This is a genomic window from Roseateles aquatilis, from assembly GCF_002205645.1.
Taxonomy (GTDB): domain Bacteria; phylum Pseudomonadota; class Gammaproteobacteria; order Burkholderiales; family Burkholderiaceae_C; genus Roseateles; species Roseateles aquatilis.
This window is the reverse complement of record NZ_NIOF01000006.1, coordinates 73,946-94,496: the sequence shown is the minus strand read 5'-3', so window position 1 is coordinate 94,496 and position 20,551 is coordinate 73,946. Positions and strand designations below refer to the sequence as shown.

At 67.9% G+C, this 20,551-nt stretch carries 11 protein-coding genes; 6 read left to right on the top strand and 5 right to left on the bottom strand.

What is annotated here, in order from left to right; all coding sequences use genetic code 11:
- Nucleotides 1–6: 6 nt before the first annotated feature.
- Genes glgX through CDN99_RS14675 form a run of 3 tightly spaced genes read right to left on the bottom strand, consistent with a single transcriptional unit; the run spans nucleotide 7 to nucleotide 6,611 of the window.
- The gene (glgX, locus tag CDN99_RS14685; RefSeq protein WP_088385614.1) at nucleotides 7–2,124 is read right to left on the bottom strand and encodes a glycogen debranching protein GlgX; all 2,118 of its coding nucleotides are present in this window, start codon (nucleotides 2,122–2,124) and stop codon (nucleotides 7–9) included.
- Nucleotides 2,125–2,183: 59 nt separating this feature from the next.
- Entirely contained in the window at nucleotides 2,184–4,091 is a 1,908-nt protein-coding gene (gene glgB, locus CDN99_RS14680; protein ID WP_088385613.1) for a 1,4-alpha-glucan branching protein GlgB, read from the bottom strand.
- Nucleotides 4,092–4,148: 57 nt separating this feature from the next.
- Complete coding sequence (locus CDN99_RS14675; protein WP_088385850.1) at nucleotides 4,149–6,611, bottom strand: glycogen/starch/alpha-glucan phosphorylase; 2,463 nt, start codon at nucleotides 6,609–6,611, stop codon at nucleotides 4,149–4,151.
- 374 nt (nucleotides 6,612–6,985) lie between these two features.
- On the opposite strand from CDN99_RS14675, the gene CDN99_RS14670 reads away from it, so the two are divergent.
- The 5 genes from CDN99_RS14670 (at nucleotide 6,986) to CDN99_RS14650 (ending at nucleotide 13,795) form a co-directional block, all read left to right on the top strand.
- A complete protein-coding gene (locus CDN99_RS14670; RefSeq protein WP_088385612.1) occupies nucleotides 6,986–8,110 on the top strand; it encodes an ABC transporter ATP-binding protein in 1,125 nt (374 codons plus the stop codon).
- Nucleotides 8,111–8,118: 8 nt separating this feature from the next.
- On the top strand, nucleotides 8,119–9,399 hold the full coding sequence (malE, locus tag CDN99_RS14665) for a maltose/maltodextrin ABC transporter substrate-binding protein MalE (RefSeq protein WP_088385849.1): 1,281 nt from the start codon (nucleotides 8,119–8,121) through the stop codon (nucleotides 9,397–9,399).
- Nucleotides 9,396–11,057, top strand: coding sequence for a maltose ABC transporter permease MalF (malF, locus tag CDN99_RS14660; RefSeq protein ID WP_088385611.1), 1,662 nt, complete (start codon nucleotides 9,396–9,398; stop codon nucleotides 11,055–11,057). The genes malE and malF overlap by 4 nt, the downstream gene beginning before the upstream one ends.
- 13 nt (nucleotides 11,058–11,070) lie before the next feature.
- A complete protein-coding gene (gene malG, locus CDN99_RS14655; RefSeq protein ID WP_088385610.1) occupies nucleotides 11,071–11,961 on the top strand; it encodes a maltose ABC transporter permease MalG in 891 nt (296 codons plus the stop codon).
- Nucleotides 11,962–12,136: 175 nt separating this feature from the next.
- Nucleotides 12,137–13,795 (top strand): hypothetical protein, encoded by a 1,659-nt coding sequence (locus CDN99_RS14650; protein ID WP_141100788.1) that lies wholly within the window; start codon nucleotides 12,137–12,139, stop codon nucleotides 13,793–13,795.
- A gap of 146 nt (nucleotides 13,796–13,941) precedes the next feature.
- Here the strand turns inward: CDN99_RS14650 and CDN99_RS14645 are convergent, their stop codons facing one another.
- Entirely contained in the window at nucleotides 13,942–16,710 is a 2,769-nt protein-coding gene (locus CDN99_RS14645; protein ID WP_088385608.1) for a TonB-dependent receptor, read from the bottom strand.
- 342 nt (nucleotides 16,711–17,052) lie between these two features.
- Nucleotides 17,053–18,090 carry a glucokinase gene (glk, locus tag CDN99_RS14640; protein WP_238139531.1) on the bottom strand — a complete coding sequence of 346 codons (1,038 nt, stop codon included), beginning with the start codon at nucleotides 18,088–18,090 and terminating at the stop codon, nucleotides 17,053–17,055.
- A 374-nt stretch (nucleotides 18,091–18,464) separates the two neighbouring features.
- On the opposite strand from glk, the gene CDN99_RS14635 reads away from it, so the two are divergent.
- A complete protein-coding gene (locus CDN99_RS14635; RefSeq protein WP_088385607.1) occupies nucleotides 18,465–20,363 on the top strand; it encodes a glucokinase in 1,899 nt (632 codons plus the stop codon).
- The last annotated feature ends 188 nt before the right edge of the window (nucleotides 20,364–20,551 follow it).

The window sequence follows — 20,551 nt, the reverse complement described above, 5'->3', positions numbered from 1 at the left end:
ACGTGCTCAGCCTGCTGCACGGCATAGGAGCAAGCCACGCGCTGGCGCGATGAGCGAGTCGCCCGAGAGGGGGCCGGGGACGGACTCCCCCGCGCTATCCATCAGCAGATGCCACCCCGTTCCCCGGGGGGGCAACAAGAACCGAGCCGGCTGCGCATCCGGATTGACCATCAGCAGCAGGTCATGCCGATCCGCGCGTCCGTTGTCGCAGATCAGCGCCGCGAGGGCGTGTTGGCCGCTGTCGTACCAATCGTGTTGCTGCATCTCGTGTCCATCCGGATGGAACCATCGAAGCACGACCTGCGCCTCGCAGCCCGCGCCCACGAACCAATGGGGGTGATGCAACAGCCCGTGCTCACGCCGCAAGCGGAGCAACTCGGCGGTGTAGCTGATCAGCGCGTCATCGGCACTCGCCCAGTCGAGCCAGCCGATCTCGTTGTCCTGGCAATACGCGTTGTTGTTGCCGCCCTGCCCGTTCCCGAACTCGTCGCCGGCATAGAGCATCGGCGTGCCCTGCGCCAGCAGCAGCGTGGCGAGCATCGCGCGGCGCACCCGCTCGCGGGTGGCGCGGATGACGGGATCGTCGGTCGTGCCCTCGACGCCGAAATTGCCGCAGAGCTCGCCATCGCGGCCGTCGCGGTTGTCCTCGCCGTTGGCTTCGTTGTGCTTGCGGCTGTGGGACACGAGGTCGGCCAACGTGTAGCCGTCGTGCACCGCGAGGAAGTTGATCGACGCCAACGGAGAGCGCTGCCCGTGATGGAACACGTCGCTGGACGCGGTGAAGCGACGCGCGAACTCACCGCGACCGATGGGGGTGTTGTCGGGCCCGTGACCGAGCCAGAAGCCGCGCGCGGCGTCGCGGAACTTGTCGTTCCACTCCAGGAAGCGCCCCGGGAAGCGTCCCAGTTGATACCCGTCGGGACCGGCGTCCCACGGCTCGGCGATCAGATGGACCTGCGCCAGCAGCGGGTCCTGCCGCAGCGCCGTGTAGAACGATGACAGCGGATCGTGGCCCGCGTCGGTGCGCCCCAGCACCGGCGCCAGATCGAAGCGGAAGCCGTCCACGCCCATCTCGCCGACCCAGAAGCGCAGCGAATCCAGCACCAGCTGTGTCACGCGCGGATGCTGCACGTTGACGGTGTTGCCGCAGGCGGTGAGGTTTTCGAGCTGGGACGGATCGTCCGGCTTCAAGCGGTAGTAGCTTTTCTGATCGAGGCCCCGCAGCGACAGCGTCGGGCCGAACTCATTGCCCTCGGGCGTGTGGTTGTAGACGACGTCCAGCACGACCTCCAGTCCGGCCTCGTGCAGCGCATGCACCATCGCGCGGAACTCCGACGTCACCGCCGACGGATCGTGGCGCACCGCGCCCGATGCCAGCCGCGGATCCGGCGCGAAGAAACCCAGCGTGTTGTAGCCCCAGTAGTTGCGCAGGCCGGTGCCGAACAGGTGCGGCTCATCGACCGCGTATTGCACCGGCAGCAAGGACAGCGTCGTCACGCCCAGGCGCTTGAAATGCGCCAGCGCGGCAGGATGCGCCAGCGCGGCATAGCTGCCGCGCAGCGCCTCCGGGATCTCCGGATGCCGCATCGAGAAGCCCTTCACATGCACCTCGTACAGCACCACGTCGCGCGGCGCGTGCCGCGGCGCATTGGCGCGCGGATCGGCGCCGGGCAGCGCGGCGATCGGCGGTGCGACGCGCGCCTTCAGCGCGGTGGCGCCGTTGTCCCGCTCGTCCAGCGCGAACGGCCCGTCGGGATGCCCGAGCGGATAACCGTGATCCTCGGGCAGGCAGCGGAACTCCCCGACGATCTCGCGGGCGTAGGGATCCAGCAGCAGCTTGTGCGGGTTGAAGCGATGGCCCTCGCGCGGCGCATGCGGGCCGTGCGCGCGCAAGCCGTAGATCAGCCCCGCCGCCGCGCCGGGCAGGAAGCCGGTCCACAGCCCGTCGACGGGACCTTGCAGCGCCAGGCGCCGCAGCTCCTGGGTGCCGGTGGTGTCGTAGACGCAGACCTCGACACGCTCGGCATGCGCCGAAAAGACGGCGAAGTTGACACCGCCGTCGCGAACGGTCGCGCCCAGCGGCGCGTGGCGACCGGGTTCAAGTGAGGAAGGCAAGGCGCTCATGCGGAACGTCGGATGGAGGCGGATGAATGGGGATGAAGGTGGAATCGTGCGGCCGGCCTTCAGACCGGCACCAGGAAGATCGTCGCCAGCGGCGGCAGCGTCAGCATCAGATGCGGATCCTCGGCCGTCGCCGACAGCGGGTGCAGCGGATCGTGCGCGCCGCTGCCGACACCACTGCCGCCATAGACGGCCGCATCGGTATTGAGCACCTCGCGCCACTCGCCGCCATGCGGCATGCGCAGCCGGTAGCCCCGGCGCGGCACCGGCGTGAAATTGCTGACCACCACGATGCCGCCACCGTCTCCGTCGCGCCGGATCCAGGCGAAGACCGAATGCGCGCGGTCATCCTCGACCAGCCACTCGAAACCCTCGCGCTCGCCATCCCTGCGATGCAGCGCGGGCCGCTCGCGGTACAGGTGATTCAGATCGGCGACCAGGCGCCGAACGCCCGCATGGCGCGGGTCGTCCAGCAACTCCCATGGCAGTGCGCGTTCGAAATCCCACTCCCCGCGCTGCGCGAACTCCTGCCCCATGAACAGCAGCTTCTTGCCGGGGTGCCCCCACATGAAGCCGTAATACGCGCGCAGGTTGGCGAAGCGCTGCCAGTCGGACGGATCGCCGTCCTCGCCCGGCATCTTGCCCAGCAGCGAGCCCTTGCCGTGCACCACCTCGTCATGGGACAGCGGCAGCTGGAAGTTCTCGCTGAACGCGTAGACGAGGCCGAAGCTCATCTTCTCGTGGTGCCACTGGCGATGGATGGGCCACTCGCGCAGGTAACGCAGCGTGTCGTTCATCCATCCCATGTTCCATTTGTAGTGGAAGCCCAGGCCGCCGAGGTACGTCGGCGCCGAGACCCCGGGGAACGCGGTGGATTCCTCGGCGATGGTGATGAAACCGGGCACCTCGCGTCCCAGCACTTCATTCATGTGGCGCAGCAGCGCGATCGCCTCGAGGTTCTCGCGCCCGCCATGGACGTTGGGCAGCCACTCGCCGTCCGGCCGCGAATAGTCGCGGTACAGCATCGACGCGACCGCGTCGACGCGCAGGCCGTCGACGCCGTGCCGCTCCGCCCAGAACAGCGCGGCCCCGACCAGGAACTGCCGCACCTGCGGCTTGCCGAAGTCGTAGATCAGCGTGTGCCAGTCGCGATGCCAGCCCTCGCGCGGGTCGGCGTGCTCGTAGAGCGGCGTGCCGTCGAATCGGGCCAGCCCGTGCGGATCCTCGGGGAAATGCGCCGGCACGAAATCCAGCAGCACGCCCAGCCCCTGCGCATGGCAGGCCTGGACGAAACGACGCAGCCCCTCGGGCGCGCCCAGCCGCGCCGTCGGCGCATGCAGGCCCAGCGTCTGGTAGCCCCAGGAGCCGTCGTAGGGGTACTCGGTGGCCGGCATCAGCTCCACGTGCGTGAAGCCCAGGCCGGCGGCATACGGCGGCAGCTCGCGCGCCAGCAGGTCCCAGTCGGGATGGGCATCCCCCTCGCATCGCCATGACATCGCGTGCAACTCGTACACGCTGATCGGCGCGTCCCGGCGATTGGCCTGCGCGCGGCCCGCGGGCAACGGCAGCGGATCGGGCAGACGGTCGACGATGCTGGCGTTGTCCGGGCGCAATTGCCCCCTGAACGCGTAGGGATCGGCCTTCAGCGGCAGCGGCGCGCCGTCGGGACCGTTGAGCTGGTACTTGTAGAACTGGCCGTGCCCGGCGCCGGGAACGAAGACTTCCCAGATGCCCGAGGCATGCTCGTCACGCCGCCGCATCGGATGCGCCGCGCCGTCCCAGCCATTGAAATCACCGACCACGCTGACCCGCGACGCCGACGGCGCCCAGACGGCGAACCTCACCCCGTCCTGGCGACCGACGCGCGTCGGATGCGCGCCCAGCCACAACCACGGACGCGGGTGCTCCCCGCGCGCCAGCAGCGCCAGGTCGGCATCGGGCAGGAGCCGGGTCGCGTCGGCGGCGGTCATGGCGTGGGGCGTTGGCGGCGGGCGCTGGAGGTGGGAGGTGCGTGCGGCGTGACGCGTTCAGCCCAGGCTCTTCACCGACCAGACGCGGTCGATGTACTCCTGGATGGTACGGTCCGACGAGAACATGCCCATGCCCGCGATGTTCAAGGCCACGCGCTCGGCCCAGGCCGTGCGGTCGCGAAACAGCGCGTCGACGCGCTCCTGCGCCTTCACGTAGTCGGCGAAGTCGGCCATCAGCAGATAGACGTCCTGGTTCAGCAGCCTGTCGACCAGCGCGCGGTAGCGCCCGCTGTCGCCCTGCGAGAAGTCACCGCGGGCGATCGCCTCCATGACCGCGTGCAACTGGGCGTTCTGCTCGACGAAGTGGCGCGGCTCGTAGCCGACGCGCTTGAGCGCGTCGACCTGCTCGGTCCGCAGGCCGAAGGTGAACATGTTGTCCTCCCCGAAGGCCTGTGCCATCTCGATGTTGGCGCCGTCCCAGGTGCCGATGGTCAGCGCGCCGTTGAGCGCGAACTTCATGTTGCCGGTGCCCGAGGCCTCGGTGCCGGCGGTGGAGATCTGCTCCGACAGGTCGGCGGCCGGGATGATGGTCTCGGCCAACGACACGCCGTAGTTGGGCAGGAAGACCAGCTTGAGCCTGTCGCCCACGCGCGGGTCGCTGTTGATCACGCGGCCCACGTCATGGGTCAGCTGGATGATCGCCTTGGCCATCGCATAGGCCGATGCCGCCTTGCCCGCGATCACCACGGTGCGCGGCACCCAGTCCGCCCGCGGATCCGCGACGATCGCCTGGTAGCGGGCGACGACGTGCAGGACGTTGAGCAACTGGCGCTTGTACTCGTGGATGCGCTTGATCTGCACGTCGAAGAGGCTGTCCACCGCCACCGTCATGCCGAGGTCGCGGCGGATGCGGTCGGCCAGGCGCTGCTTGTTCTCGCGCTTGACGGCCAGCAGTTGCTCGCCCAGCCGGACGTCCGCGGCCAGCGGCTTGAGCTTGGCCAGTTCTTCGAGGTCGTGGCGCCAGCCGGTGCCGATGCGCCCGTCCAGCAGCGTCGACAGGCCGGGGTTGGCCTGCTGCAGCCAGCGCCGAGGCGTCACACCGTTGGTGACGTTGTGGAAGCGGTCCGGGAAGAGGCGCGCGTAGTCCGCGAAGATGGTCTTCACCATCAGGTCCGAATGCAGCGCCGCCACGCCGTTGACACGGTGCGACGCGACGATGCTGAGCGCGGCCATGCGCACGCGGCGCTCGCCGCCGCCGAAGTGGCCGTGCTGGCCGCCTTCGTCGATCAGCGACACGCGGCGCAGCAGGTCGGCGTCGTCGGGGAACTGCCGCTTCACCTGCGCCAGGAAACGATGGTTGATCTCGTAGACGATCTCCAGGTGACGCGGCAGCAGCGCCTCGAACAGCCGCACCGGCCAGGTTTCGAGCGCCTCCGGCATCAGCGTGTGGTTGGTGTAGCTGACCGCCTGGCGCGTGATCGTCCAGGCCTGGTCCCAGCTCAGGCCGTGCTCGTCGAGCAGCAGGCGCATCAGCTCGGCCGGCGCCAGCGCCGGGTGCGTGTCGTTCAGGTGGATCGCGTTGGCGCGGCCCAGTTGCTCCAGCGAGCCGAACTCGCGCAGGTGGCGCGCGATCAGGTCCTGCAGCGACGCGCTGACCAGGAAGGCTTCCTGCTTCAGGCGCAGGACACGGCCGGACTCGGTGCTGTCGTCGGGGTACAGCACCCAGTTGAGCGCGTCGGCGGCCACGCGGTGCGCGGCGGCGGCCTGGTGATCGCCGCGGCAGAAGGCGGCGAAGTCGATCGGCGCCTCGGCCTGCGCGTGCCACTGGCGCAGCGTGGAGACACGCTCGCTGTGGTGCGCCGGGACGATGAAGTCATAGGCCTGCGCGACCAGCGCCTCGGCCGGCACCCAGCGACGCGCGCCGCTGGCCTCCACCTCCACCCGGCCGCCGAAACCCACCGGATAACGCAGCTCCGGCCGCATCACTTCCCAGGGATTGCCCAGCGCCATCCAGTCGTCCGGCGCCTCGACCTGCCGGCCGCCCTGAACGCCTTGGGCGAACATGCCGTACTGGTAGCGCAAGCCGTAGCCGAAGGACGGCAACTTCAATTCCGCGAACGAGTCCAGGAAACACGCGGCCAGCCGGCCCAGCCCGCCGTTGCCGAGCGCGGCGTCGTTCTCACGCTCGAGCACGTCGGGCAAGGCCTGCCCCTCGGCGGAGAACGCGGCGCGCAGCGCGTCGTCCAGCTTCAGCGCCGCCAGCGCGTTGCCCAGCGCGCGCCCCATCAAGAACTCCATCGACAGGTAATGCACGCGGCGGACCTCGGCCTTCAAGCCGCGGCTCGCGTCGGCGGCCTGCGTGTCGGCCCAGCGCTGGCCGAGCAGCTCGCGGCAGGCGTTGGCGGCGGCGCGCATCAGCGCCCGCGGCCCCGCCGCGGTGCCGGCGACGTGCAGCTCGCGCCGCAGCGCCTGCTGGAACGCCACCGTCAGGTCGGCGGAGGAAGGCGCGGCAGTCGTCATGGCATCACCGGTCGAGGTGGCAGACAGGGCACGGTTGGCGACGGTCATAGGGTTTCAGCGAGAGAGCCGGACGGAAGCCGCCCTCTACATTCCAGGATGGTCTCGGACGGCCCGAAGTATCCATCAAGCCGCTTCAGTTCTTGTAGTTTGACTACATCGGGTTATCCCGAGTTCAACTGCAAGTCATTGATTTTATGCATTTCACTCGCACGAACGAGGGTGTGACCGCGTTGTGAATCGATGGATCGGCATGTATATTCTCTACAAACAACGCCCACCATCGATGCGCTCCGCGCCGACGTGACCGGGCGTTCGATCGACACCAACGAGCGAGACAAGCGGCACCGGCTCCCGGCGACCGCGGAGGTATCCAAGTGGCGGACGTGAAGTTGCAAGCCGTGGCCAAGGCCTATGGCGAGACCAAGATCCTGCATGGCATCGACCTGGAGATTCGCGACGGCGAATTCATGGTCTTCGTCGGGCCGTCGGGCTGCGGCAAGTCGACGCTGCTGCGCACCATCGCCGGCCTGGAGGACATCACCGGCGGCGAGCTGCGCATCGGTGGCCGGCTGGTCAACGACGTGCCGCCCGCGGAGCGCGGCATCGCGATGGTGTTCCAGAGCTACGCGCTCTACCCCCACATGAATCTGTACGACAACATGGCGTTCGGGTTGAAGCTGGCCAAGGTGCCCAAGGACGAGATCGAGCGCGCCGTGCGTTACGCCGCCCGCATCCTGCACATCGAGCACCTGCTGGAGCGCAAGCCCAAGGACCTGTCCGGCGGCCAGCGCCAGCGCGTGGCGATCGGCCGCGCGATCGTGCGCAAGCCCGAGGTGTTCCTGTTCGACGAGCCGCTGTCCAACCTGGACGCCGCGCTGCGCGTGCGCATGCGCTATGAGTTCGCCAAGTTGCACGAGGACCTCAAGACCACCATGGTCTACGTCACCCACGACCAGGTCGAGGCGATGACGCTGGCGGACCGCATCGTGGTGCTGAGCGCCGGCAGGATCGAGCAGGTCGGCACGCCGATGGAGCTCTACGAGCATCCGGACAACCTGTTCGTCGCCGGCTTCATCGGCAGCCCCAAGATGAATTTCATCGAGGCGGAGATCGTCTCCGCCGCCGCCGACCACGCGATCGTGCGCCTGAGCGACGGGGCGGCGATCCGCGCGCTGGTCGACGCCTCGCGCGCCCGGGCCGGCGACAAGGTGACGCTGGGCGTGCGGCCGGAACACTTCGCCGTCGGCGGCGACGCCAACCTGATCGCCAGCACGGTGACCTTCGTCGAATCGCTGGGCGGCGCCACGCATGCCTACTGCGCCTACCCCGGCGTCGAGGACGCGCTGACCTGCGAATTCGACGGCAGGACCCGGGTCCGCTCCGGCGACACGCTGCAACTGCATCTGCCTCCCGACCTCTGCTATCTGTTCGACGCACAGGGCCAGGCCTTCCGGCGGGTCGGCGCGATGACCGGAGCGGCGGCCGGAGCGGCGGCATGAGCGGCGGCATGAGCGCGTCGTCCAAGGCCGGGCCCGCGGCAGGGGCCGGGTCGATCGCGCGTTCAGCACCGTCGGCAAGATCGGTGCTGTCGGCACGGTCGGCGCGCTCCGCGTTCTCGGCGCTGACGGCCCTCGCGCTGCTGGCGGGCAGCGGCGTCGCCGCGGCGCAGACCGCGCCCAAGCTGCTGGTCTGGATCAATGGCGACAAGGCCTACAACGGCCTGCAGAAGGTCGGTGACGCGTTCGAGCAAGTCTCCGGCGTGAAGGTCGTGGTCGAGCATCCGGTCGACGCGCCCGAGAAGTTCACGCAGGCGGCCGGCGCCGGCAAGGGGCCGGACATCTTCTGCTGGCCGCACGACCGCGCCGGCGAATGGGCCAAGGCCGGGCTGCTGACGCCGATCCAGCCGCGCAAGGCGCTGTACGACGAGCTCGAGCCGACCACCTGGCAGGCCTTCCGCTACCAGGGGCGCTACTGGGGCTACCCGATCGCGATCGAGACCACCGGGCTGATCTACAACAGGGCGCTGGTGCCCAAGCCGCCGGCGACCTGGGACGAGGTCATCGCGATCGACCAGGACCTGCGCAAGCAGGGCAAGCACGCGATCCTGTGGGACTACAACAAGAGCTTCTTCACCTGGCCGATGTTCGCCGGCGCCGGCGGCTCGATCTTCGGGCGTGACGCGCAGGGCGATTTCGACGCGCGCCAGGTCGCGGTCAACAACGACGGCGCGCTGCAGGCCGGCCAGATGCTCGCGCGCCTGATCAAGGAAGGCGTGATGCCGCGCGGCGCGCGCTACTCCGAAATGGAATCGTCCTTCGCCCGCGGCGAGATCGGCATGATGGTCTCCGGCCCCTGGGCCTGGGACAACGCGCGCAAGGCCAAGGTCGATTTCGGCGTGGCGCGCATTCCGGCGGTGGTGGCGGGCAAGCCGTCCAAGCCCTTCGTCGGCGTGCTCGGCTGCATGATCGCGGCGCCGTCCAAGCAGAAGGACATCGCCCGCGAGTTCATCGAGCAGCACCTGATGCGGCCCGCGTCGCTGAAGGTGCTGGACGCCGACGTGCCCATCGGCGTGCCGGCCAACAAGGCCTTCTACCAGGAGCTGTCGGTGAACCCGCTGATCCGCGCCAGCATGGAGAACGCCCGCGCCGGCGAGCCGATTCCCAACATCCCCGAGGTGGGTCGCTTCTGGACCGCGATGGACGCGGCGCTGGAGGCCATCACCAACGGCCTGCAAAGCCCCAAGGACGCGCTGGACGGCGCCGCCGGACGCATGCTGCTGAAGCAATGAACGCCACCACCGCATCGACGTCGGCGCTCGCCGCCTCCCTGCCCGGCTCGCCGCTGGCGCAGGCCTACGGCCGGCAACCCGCGGGCGCGCTGGAGAAGCTCGCCCGCCTGCTCCACTGGCCCGCCGTCGCGCTGATCGCGCTGGCGGCGCTGTACCTGGTCTTCACGCTGTACACCGCCGGGCAGACCTGGTGGGCCCTGGGCGCCCTGGGGCTGTTCGGCGCCGGTTTCGCGATCTACCTGACCGAGGCCGGGCTCGCCTACCGCTACCTATTCCCGGGCGTGGCCGGCATGCTGCTGTTCATCGCCTTCCCGCTGGCCTACACGACGCAGATCGGCTTCACCAACTATTCGTCCGCCCACCTGCTGAGCCAGGAGCGGGTGCGCGAGTACCTGCTGGAGCAGCACGACGCGGTCCTCGACGAGGTGCGGGACTACGGTGTCTACGCGGACGGCAAGGAATTCCGCCTGGTGCTGCGCGACCCGGCGACGGGCGCGGTGCAGTTCCTGTCGCCGGCCCTGGCACTGCGGCAGTCCGACCAGCCGCTGACCGTCGAGATGCAGTCGCCCGCGGACAGCCGCGTGCAACCGTCCAGCGCAACCGACTCGCCCTGGGGCGCGGCGCTGACGCTCAAGGACCTGATCGCGCACCGCGCGGCCCTGGCCCAGTTGCGATTGCAGTTGCCCGGCCAACGGGACCCCGGCCAATTGCTGCATTACCTGGGCCTGCGCGAGTTCGGTCCGATCCGCCCCCACTTCGAGGAACTGCCCGACGGCGCGCTCAAGCGCAACGCCGACGGCGCCCTTTTCCGCCCCGACGCCAGCACCGGCTACTACGAGGGTGAAGGCGCCGCGGCCGGCACGCACCTGGCGCCCGGCTACAAGGTCATGGTCGGCTGGCAGAACTACGCACGCATGGTGCTGGACGCGGAATTCCGCGGGCCCTTCCTGTCGATCTTCAGCTGGACAGTGGTGTTCTCGCTGCTGACGGTGGTCTTCTCGACCGCGATCGGCATGATGCTGGCGGTGCTGCTGAACTGGGAGGACCTGCGTTTCCGCACCACCTACCGCACGCTGCTGTTCCTGCCCTACGCGGTGCCGGGTTTCATCTCGATCCTGGTCTTCAAGGGCCTGTTCAACCAGAACTTCGGCGAGATCAACGCCATCCTGGACGCGCTCTTCGGCGTCAAGCCGGCGTGGTTCGCGGACCCGCTGCTGGCCAAGACGATGCTGCTGATCGTCAACGTCTGGCTGGGTTATCCGTACGTGATGATCCTGTGCGCCGGGCTGCTCAAGGCGATCCCGTCGGATCTGTACGAAGCCTCGGCGATCGCGGGCGCCGGGCCGCTGACCAACTTTTTCAGGATCACCGCGCCGCTGATCATCAAGCCGCTGGCGCCGCTGCTGGTGTCGGCCTTCGCGTTCAACTTCAACAACTTCGTGCTGATCGCGTTGTTGACGGACGGACGGCCGGATTACCTGTCGACCAAGATCCCGGCGGGGCAGACCGACATCCTGGTGAGCTACACCTACCGCATCGCCTTCCGCGACTCGGGCACGGACTTCGGTCTCGCGGCCGCGATCTCGACGCTGATCTTCATCCTGGTGGCGGCGATGTCGTTGCTCAACCTGCGCCTGATGCGCAAGGCCAACTCTTAAGGACGCACCCGCCATGGCCATCGTTCGAGGCAAGCAGGCGCGCTGGCGCGTCTTCGCGGCGCACGCGCTGCTGTGGGTCTTCCTGGCGCTGACGCTGTTCCCGCTGCTGGCGGTGGTGTCGATCTCGCTGCGGCCGGGCAACTTCGCCACGGGCAGTCTGCTGCCGACGGAGATCAGCCTGGAGCACTGGAAGCTGGCACTGGGCATTCCGTACCAGGCGGCGGACGGCTCGCTGGTGCAGCCGCCGTTCCCGGTGCTGACATGGCTATGGAACTCGATCAAGGTGGCGACGATCTCGGCCTTCGCGATCGTGGCGATCTCGACGACGGCGGCCTACGGCTTCGCGCGGCTGCGCTTCCGCTTCAAGGGCGGGATCCTGAACAGCATGCTGCTGCTGCAGATGTTCCCGCCGGTGCTGGCGCTGGTGGCGATCTACGCGATCTTCGAGACCATCGGCACCTTCGTGCCGTGGCTGGGCATCGAGACGCACGCCGGGCTGGTGGTGGCCTACCTGGGCGGCGTGGCGACGCACATCTGGACCATCAAGGGCTACTTCGAGACCATCCCCGTGGAGATCGAGGAGAACGCCAAGGTCGACGGCGCGACGCACTGGCAGGCGTTCCGGCTGGTGCTGCTGCCGATGGCGGTGCCGATCCTGATGGTGGTGTTCGTGCTGGCGTTCATCGGCGTGATCATCGAGTACCCGGTCGCCTCGGTGCTGCTGCGCGAGGAGAGCAACCTGACGCTGGCGGTGGGCTCCAAGTACTTCCTGCATGACCAGCGCTTCCTGTGGGGCGACTTCGCCGCCGCGGCCGTGCTGTCGGGGCTGCCGATCACGGCGGTGTTCCTGCTCGCGCAGCGGTGGATCGTGTCGGGGTTGACGGCGGGCGGGGTGAAGGGGTGAAGGGGTGAAGGGGTGAAGGGGTGAAGGGGTGAGAGGGCGGCAAGGGGACGCCGCTGATCACGATGGGCGGCGGTCCGGAAACGTGCTCCTTGGCGCGTGGAATTGATTGCCGCCGCGCAATGAACCGCCGATGGGGTTCGATTAACTAGGCAGCAGTTCGAACCATGCACTTCCCATGTCTTTCACCACTTCGCTGGGCCGCCTGTTCACCTCGGCCAACAAGTTCACGACGACTTCCTCGCAATCTGTCATCGAACAACACATCTCGGTCATTCGCGAGCGTACGCAGGCGCTCAGGGCCGAACTCCAGAAGTGGCCCTTGCCGCCTGGGCTTTCACCCAACAGGCTACCGGACCTTCAGGAGCGCCACGACAGGCTCGAGCGCCACCTGGCTTCACTCGCGAAGGAACCGATCAGTCCGGGGAGTGCCAGCAGGCTGATGGCCCTGGACCAAGAGTCGAAGGCGCTTGCGGAGGCCGTCGGCCTGATGCCGCAGACCGCCGCGGCCGATCTTTTCGGAGAAGGCGAGACCGCGGAGGATGCACGCTGGTTCGATCGCGAGCGCCTCAGTCAGGACAAGCTGCGCTCGATCGAGGCACGCCATCTGCCATCCGGCAAACGGCTATTCCGGAACCAGATCAGGGCAGTCGATGAACTGGCTGCGGCAATCGAAACCGCGACAGGGAAAGGCGGAGAGCATCGGACGAATCTCGACCCGAAGCTCCTGGAGCAGAACGCACGTGCCGGCGAGGTGCTGGCCGCGGCCATCGCCGGGCATGCCCAGGTAACGACGGACGTGGCGGCGATCAACCAGCGACTGACCGCGCTGAGCCGCCGCGACGACGCCCGTTTCTTCGCGGCGGAAGTGCGCGAGATCCAGGCCCATGTCGACAAGAGCCTTCGACTGGGACAGAGCTCACGGGGGGGCTGGCATCAGGCGGGGGTCTCGATCAACGGCGCGAAGACATGGCTGGACCGGCTCGAATCCGATCTCAAGCAGATCGACGCCATGCCCGGAGGCTGGCGGGCGCTCGCGACGGATCGTCGCGACCTGCCGTCGAAGGCACGTGCCGCCATCGATCAACGCGCGTTCCGAGCCGCGCGTCTCATGACTGCCGAGCGCTGCGACCCGCGCGATGCCATCGCCATGTCGCGCCGTGCGGAACAAGCCATCGCCGCCGGCTGCCCCGAGACCTCTGCGCTGATGAACGAGCGAGTACGCCGGGAACTGCTGAAGCAGCATCCGCAGAGCATCGTCGACGCATTGACGCGCATGCTCCGCATGGAAGGCACGGCTGACCGTGACGATGCCATCGCCGTTCTGAAAATCATGACGCGGCTACCGAGTGCGATGGCGACCCAACTGGCAGAGGCTGGCGTCACCATTCTTCCCTCGCCGGGAGGGCCGGCCAACGCCGCGCCGGACTGCTTCCTTACCGACCTAGGCGACCACGCCGCAGGGTTCTTCTCGCAAACCGATCGGACGATCCTGGTAAAGACGACCCATGCGCCGGCAAACGCTCATGCGGTCGTCGCGGACGTGACAACCCCCCTTCACGAAGCAGCCCATGCCTACGAGTTCATCTCGGGCAGGTACACGCATCGCGATGCGGACTTCGTCGCAGCTCGCGACAAGGACCTCGCCCAAGGCCATGTCGTCGAAGGCCGCGACGACTATTTCCGTGAGCCCGACGAGCATCTTCACTCCAACCCCGTCAAGGAAGCCTTCGTCCAGAGCCTGGCGATGTACCTGATCGGCGACCGCCGATGGCCGGCAATGCACGCGCATTGGCATGAAAAGTTCAGTGCGAAGAGTCCCGCCTCCGGCCGCTGAGGACGAGGCGAGCTCGGCACCGGATGGTGAGGCCGGGATGACGGCGCCGCGAAGCGCGTCCCACAAATAGTCGACCCCGCCCGGCTCATGCCGGACGGGGTCGGTCCCATCGCGAGGCGCCTCGCGTATCCGTTCGGTTCAGGCGATCAGAACTTGTAGGTCGCACCGACCAGGAAGGTGCGGCCCCACTTGATGTACTCCAGCGGGCGGTCCTTCGTGCCGGCGTAGGTGCGATAGGCCTCGTTGGTCAGGTTGTTGACCTGCGCCAGCAGGCCCAGACCCTTCAGCGGACCTTCCGAGAAGTTGTAGCCGATCTGGGCGTCGACGATGCTCTCGCCGACGACGTAGCGCAGCGTGCGGGCACCGTTGAAGTTGCCGATCTCGCCGATGAAGTCGGACCGCTTGCGCTGGCTGACGCGGACTTCGAAGCCGTCGTTCTCGTAGTACGCGGTCAGGTTGTAGACCCGCTTGGACAGACCCGGCAGCGAGATGAAGCCGTCGCCCACGCTGCTCGCGCTTTCCGGATCCTTCACCTTGATGTTGCTGTCGTTGAAGCTGGCGCTGGCCACGATGCCGAAGCCGTTCAGCGACTTGCTGATCAGGTTGAACGGCAGCGACGCCGTCAGCTCCACGCCCTTGAGCTTGCCGCCCTGGCCGTTGTACGGCGCGGTGTAGGTGCCGACCAGCAACGCATTGGGTTGGCCCGGCTGGGGCACGTACCCGGAGACGAAACGCGAGAAGTCGTAGCGGTCATTGCCCTGCGTGTAGATGTAGCTGCGCAGGTCCTTGTAGTAGCCGGCCACCGACACGTAGGCCTTGGAGCCGAAGTACTTCTCGTACGACAGATCCAGCGCGTTGGCGCGCCACGGATCCAGCTCGGAGTTGCCGCCGCTGGCGCCCGGCTTGCCGGTGGTGCTGTCGACGCCGAAGTCCATCGACGAGCGCAGCTGATCCACCTTCGCGCGGGCCATCTGCTTGGCCACCGCGAAACGCAGCGTCTGGTCGTCGGACAGCGACCACGCCAGGTTCAGCGCCGGCAGGTAGTCGGTGTACTTCTTGCCGCCATTGAGCGGCTTGACCTGCGATCCCGCCGGCGCCGTGCCGTCGAAGTAGTTGGCCTGCGAGGACTGGTCGGTGTGCACCACCTGCACGCCGACGTTGCCGCGCACCGGGATGCCGAAGGTCGTCGATTCGATGTTGCCCTTGAAGAACAGCGTCGTGACCTTCTCCTTCACGTCCCAGGCCTTGGAGATCAGGTAGCTCTCCGTGTCCGTCGGGTTGAAGGTCATGTAGCGGCCGACCGCGCCCGGCACGTTCCACGCCGGGATCATGCCCAGACCCGCGAAGCTCAGATCGACCGGGCGGTACTGCAGGTCGGAGCCGATGGCGGTGTTGCCTTGCGCGCCGACGTTGATCGCGCCTTCCGGCTGACGCTTCTTCTTCGAGCGGTCGGCGTAGTTCAGGCCGACGTCGAAGTCCGAGAACCAGTTCGACACCGCGGCCGGCGCCGGCATGTTGCCCACCAGCTTGAAGCCGGTCAGCTCGTCCTTGACGCTGGGCACCTTGCCGTAGCCGGACCCGTAGATGGTGTTCTGCAGGAACAGCTTGGTCGGGTCCGAATAGGTCAGGCCCGGCACGATCTGCGAGAAGTTGCCGCTGCTGAACGCCAGCTTGACGTTGTCCAGCGGCACGACGCCGCCGTTGGCGAGCAACTGCGTGTTGTTCTCGAGGTTCAACTCGTTGCGGGTGGCGCGCGAGTAGTTCACGTCGGCCATCAGCGACAGGCCGTTGTCGAACTTCAGCTTGTTGTTCCAACCGGCCGCGACGATCTTGTCGTCACGCTTGTTGTACATGCCGCGGACCAGCGGATAGGCGTTCAGGAACGTACCGCCGGTCTGGGTGTTGCTGCTGTTCGTCGTGACGTTGGACCAGTTGAGCGGCGCGTTGTTGCCGTTCCAGGTCATGCTCATCTCGAACTGGTTGGCCGTGTCTTCCTGCTTGGCCTTGGTCCAGAAACCGTCGACGACGCTGGTCCAGTTCTTGGTCGGGCGGAACTCGACGGTCGCCATCAGCGCGTCGCGTTCGTTCTTGCCGGTGCGGCGCAGCGCCTTGATGCCGCCGGAGTTGTAGGTGCCGGGGACCAGCCCCGTGCGGGCCGACGTGTCCCACGGTTCGTACAGGCCGACCTGGTCTTCCTGCACCGGGGTCTCCTGGTGCGCGTAGCCGATCGCGACACCGATGGTGCGGTCCGCGAATTGGTCGATGTAGCTGGCGCTCACGCGGTTGCCGGTGGCGCTCGAGTCGGCGGCGGAGCCCAGCGAGTTGCGCTGGCCGCGCGCGTTCAGCGTGACGACGCGGTTGCTGAAGTTCAGCGGACGGACCGTCAGCATGTCGATCGTGCCCGACAGCCCCTGGCCGACCAGGCCGGCATCCGGCGTCTTGTAGATGGTCACGCCGCTGAGCAGCTCGGACGGGTACTGATCGAACTCGACGCTGCGGTTGTCGCCGGTGCTCACCAGTTCGCGGCCGTTCAGCAGCGTGGTGGCGAAGTCGGGCGACAGGCCGCGAACCGAGATGACCTGCGCGCGGCCGGCCACGCGCTGGGCGGACAGGCCCGGCAGGCGGGCGATGGATTCGGCGATCGAGACGTCCGGCAGCTTGCCGATGTCTTCGGCCGAGATCGCCTCGACGATGGAGTCGGCGTTCTTCTTGACCGAGATGGCGGCCTCGATGCCACGGCGGATGCCGGTGACGGTGACGGTGTCCAGCGTCTTGTCGGCGGCGGCCTGCTTGTCGGCCTCGGACTGGGCTTGCTGCGCGTGGGCGGCGCCGGCCATCAGGGCCAGGGTCACCAGGCAACCGGCGGCGACCGGTTGCACACGGAACAGCTCGCGCGTGGCGTGCGTTGTCTTCATTTGTTTGTCTCCTGTCGCTCTTGAAAGCTCTCGAACGCGCGGATCGGCGCTCGTCTACGGCCCTGCCCTGCGGGGGAACTGCAACCTGAAGGTTCGCGCTGCAGGGACCACGGAACCCAACGTTCGAAATGAATTCTGTACTAAAACTAGATGCCGAACCAAGTCCTCGCAAACCCTGGCGCCTGCAAATTCAGCAGCCTTTTGCGATAAAACCACGAACAGACTTCGGGTTTCTACGGAAAAACGCTGCCAATTCAATCAAATTAGGGCGTGAAAATGCAGAACGGCGACCACCAGGGCCGCCGTTCGCGCAAGGAATATGTAGCTGGACTACAGCTTGATTCAACGCACCGATTGCTGCAGCGCGAAGGCCGCGCCGCTCAGCGCCGTGAGCGTGTCCGTGATCAGCACACAAGGCACGGTGGCCAGATAGCCAGAGAAGCGCCCCTTGGCCTCGAAGCGCTCGCGGAAGGGGGACGAGAAAAAGCGCTCGCCCAACCGCGGCACGATGCCGCCACCGATGTAGAGGCCGCTTCTGGCGCCCAGCGTCAGCACGACGCTGCCGGCGAAGCTGCCGAGGAAGGCGCAGAACTGGGTCATCGTGCGATCGCAAAGCGCATCACCCGCCAAGGCGCGCTCGACGATCTGCTCGGCGCTGAGCCGTGGCGAGGACGGCTGCCCCGCGACGGTGGCCACCGCCGCATGCAGCGTTGGCAGGCCGATGCCGGACAGGAAACGCTCGGCCGAGACATGCGGGAACTCGCGGCGGGCCGCGGCCAGCAGCTCGCTTTCATAGTCATTGGTCGGGGCCAGCGTCATGTGCCCACCCTCGCCTGGCAGCGCCACCCAGCCGCCGGAGGTCTCGATCACGCCGCCGACACCCAGGCCGGTGCCCGGCCCGATGACAGCCAGCATGCCCGTGGGCGAACCCAGCGCCGGTCCGGGCACCGCCGCCACCTGGTCGGACCGGAGCCCGGGCAGCGACAGTGCCAGCGCCTCGAAGTCGTTCAACAGCCGGAGCTCGTCCAACCCCAGATCCGCCTGCAACTGCCGCCGGGAAAACGTCCAGTGGCTGTTGGTCAGTTCGACGCGATCGCCTTCCAGCGCCGTCGCCAACGCCAGCGAGGCCCGGCGCGGCCGGGCGGTGATGCCCAATGCCGCCAGTTCCTTCAGATAAGCCTCGGCGGCCGCGCGCAGCGATTCGTACTGGGCCACCGGCAGCTTGCGCACGTGTTCCACCGGCCTCCCGGGCCCGTCGACCCAGGCGAATCGGGCATTGCTGCCGCCGATGTCCGCCACCAGCCACGGGTAGCCCGCGTCACCTTGCCCGCGTCCGGTCATCTCGGTCCGGTCCGCGGTCACACCCTGTTCTGCTTGCACTGTTCTTGTCCTGCGATGTCGCCTTCCGAGGCGGAATCCGCGCAAGGTAGCAAAACTACATCGTTCGCACAAGAGCAGTCACCCTTTGCGGTCGACATCCACGCGACGCTTCGGTGTTCGCGCGGCAGATTTGTCTTGCAAGCGGTTGTTTTATATGACGCGCCGGTGGCGATTCAAACGCCGTCGACCGTTCACCGACGCTGTAGTCTCACTACAGCATCGAGCAATCACAAGGGGCAATCGGCATGCCGTGGCTCGATAGGGCGAACCCTTTCGGCCGTCGCGAGGCGCGGAGCCATAATCGCCCATCCCTTGAGGCCGGTTGGTGGATGTACCACCGTCGTGCGCCCAAGATGGCCCCAACATCCTCGTTCATGCGTGATTTCGACAGCCCCCGGCTGATCGCCGACATCGGCGGCACCTTCGCCCGTTTCGCCCTGGAGACCTCGCCCGGCGAGTTCGAGCACATCGCCCTGCTCCGCTGCGCGGAACATGGGGATTTCCACGCCGCCGTCCGCGCCTACATGGACCGCCTGCCGCGCATCCGCATCGCCCACGCCGCCATCGCCATCGCCAACCCGGTGGAAGGCGACCAGGTGCGGATGACCAACTACCACTGGCAGTTCTCGATCGAGGAAGCGCGCCAGCGCCTCGGTTTGGACACGCTGGTGGTGGTCAACGACTTCACCGCCCTGGCGATGGCCCTGCCCCGCCTGCGCGGCAGCGAGATCCGCCAGATCGGCGGCGGCGAGGCGCGCCCCCACAGCGTCATCGGCCTGCTGGGCTCCGGCTCGGGCCTGGGCGTGTCGGGGCTGATCCCGGCCGGCGAAGGCTGGATCTCGCTCGGCTCGGAGGGCGGCCACACCAACTTCGCGCCGCGCGACGAGCGCGAGATCGCCTTGTTGCGCTTCGCCTGGGCCGAGTACGAGCACGTCTCCTTCGAACGCCTGCTGTCGGGCCCCGGCCTGGAGCTGATGTACCGCGCGATGGCGGACTACCTCCAGCGCCCGGCCGAGGCGCTGACCGCGCCCGAGATCACCGCCCGCGCGCTGGAGGCCGCCGACCCGGTGTCCGAGGAGACGCTGGAGCTGTTCTGCACGCTGCTGGGCACCGCCGCCGCCAACCTGGCGGTGACGCTGGGCGCGCTGGGCGGCATCTACATCGGCGGCGGCATCGTGCCGCGACTGGGCGAGTACTTCGACCGGTCGCGTTTCCGCGAGCGCTTCGAGGACAAGGGCCGCTTCTCGCAGTACGTCGCCGCCATTCCGACCTACGTGATCACGGCCGAGCACGCCACCTTCAAGGGCGCCTCGGCGATCCTGGAAGCGCAATTGCGCAGCCTGCAGAACGCCGGCGGCGCCTCGGCCATCGTCAGCCAGATCCGGCGCGCGCGCGACACGCTGTCGCCCGCCGAGCAGCGCGTCGCGGACCACGTGCTGGCGCATTCGCGCAAGGTGCTGAACGACCCGATCGCCGAGATCGCCAGGGCGGCCAGCGTGAGCCAGCCGACGGTGATCCGCTTCTGCCGCTCACTGGGCTGCGAAGGGCTGTCCGACTTCAAGCTGCGGCTGGCCTCGGGCCTGACCGGCACGGTGCCGGTCAGCCACACGCAGGTGACGCTGGACGACTCGATGGTGGAGCTCGGCGAGAAGGTGCTGGGTAACACCGCGTCCGCGATCCTGCAGGTGCGCAGCCAGCTCAACCGCGACATGATCGACCGCAGCATCGAGCTGCTGCTGAACGCGTCCCGCATCGAGTTCTTCGCCATCGGCCATTACGGCGTGGTGGCGCAGGACGCGCAGTTCAAGTTCCTGCGCCTGGGCGTGGCCTGCAACGCGTACACCGAGCCGCGCCTGCAGTTGCTGGCGGCGCAGACGCTCAAGCCGGGCGACGTGGCGGTGCTGATCAGCAGCAGCGGCAAGCTGCCCGAGCTGATCGCCGTGGCGGACACGGCCCGCGAGCGCGGCGCGCACGTGGTGGCCATCACCGCCAGCCAATCGCCGCTGGCGAAGAAGGCCGACGCCGCGCTGATCGTCGATCACGTCGAGGACGTCGCCACCCACATGCCGATGATCAGCCGCATCCTGCACCTGCTGGCGATCGACATGCTGGCCGTGGGCGTGGCGATGCGCCGCGATCCGGTCGGGCAGGCGCTGCGCGGCACCCAGCCCGAGCTGGACGAGAGCGACGACGCGCATCCCAGCGCGCGCCGCGCCGCGCCGGGCATCAGCCTGGCGTCGCCGCTGGCGAAGCTGACGGCGCACAGCCGCTGAGCCCATTCTCCGCGGCGGCGTTCGGACCGCCGGCCTTGCGGCGCCCCTGAGCTACACGCGCGGGGACGCACGGCGGCGGACCCCTACCGTTTCGAGTCACCGATCTGTCTTGGGCCTGCCATCGATCGCCACGACACGGCGACATGGCATCAGCCGGCACCGGCCGATGCCGGCGCGCGCACCGCCAC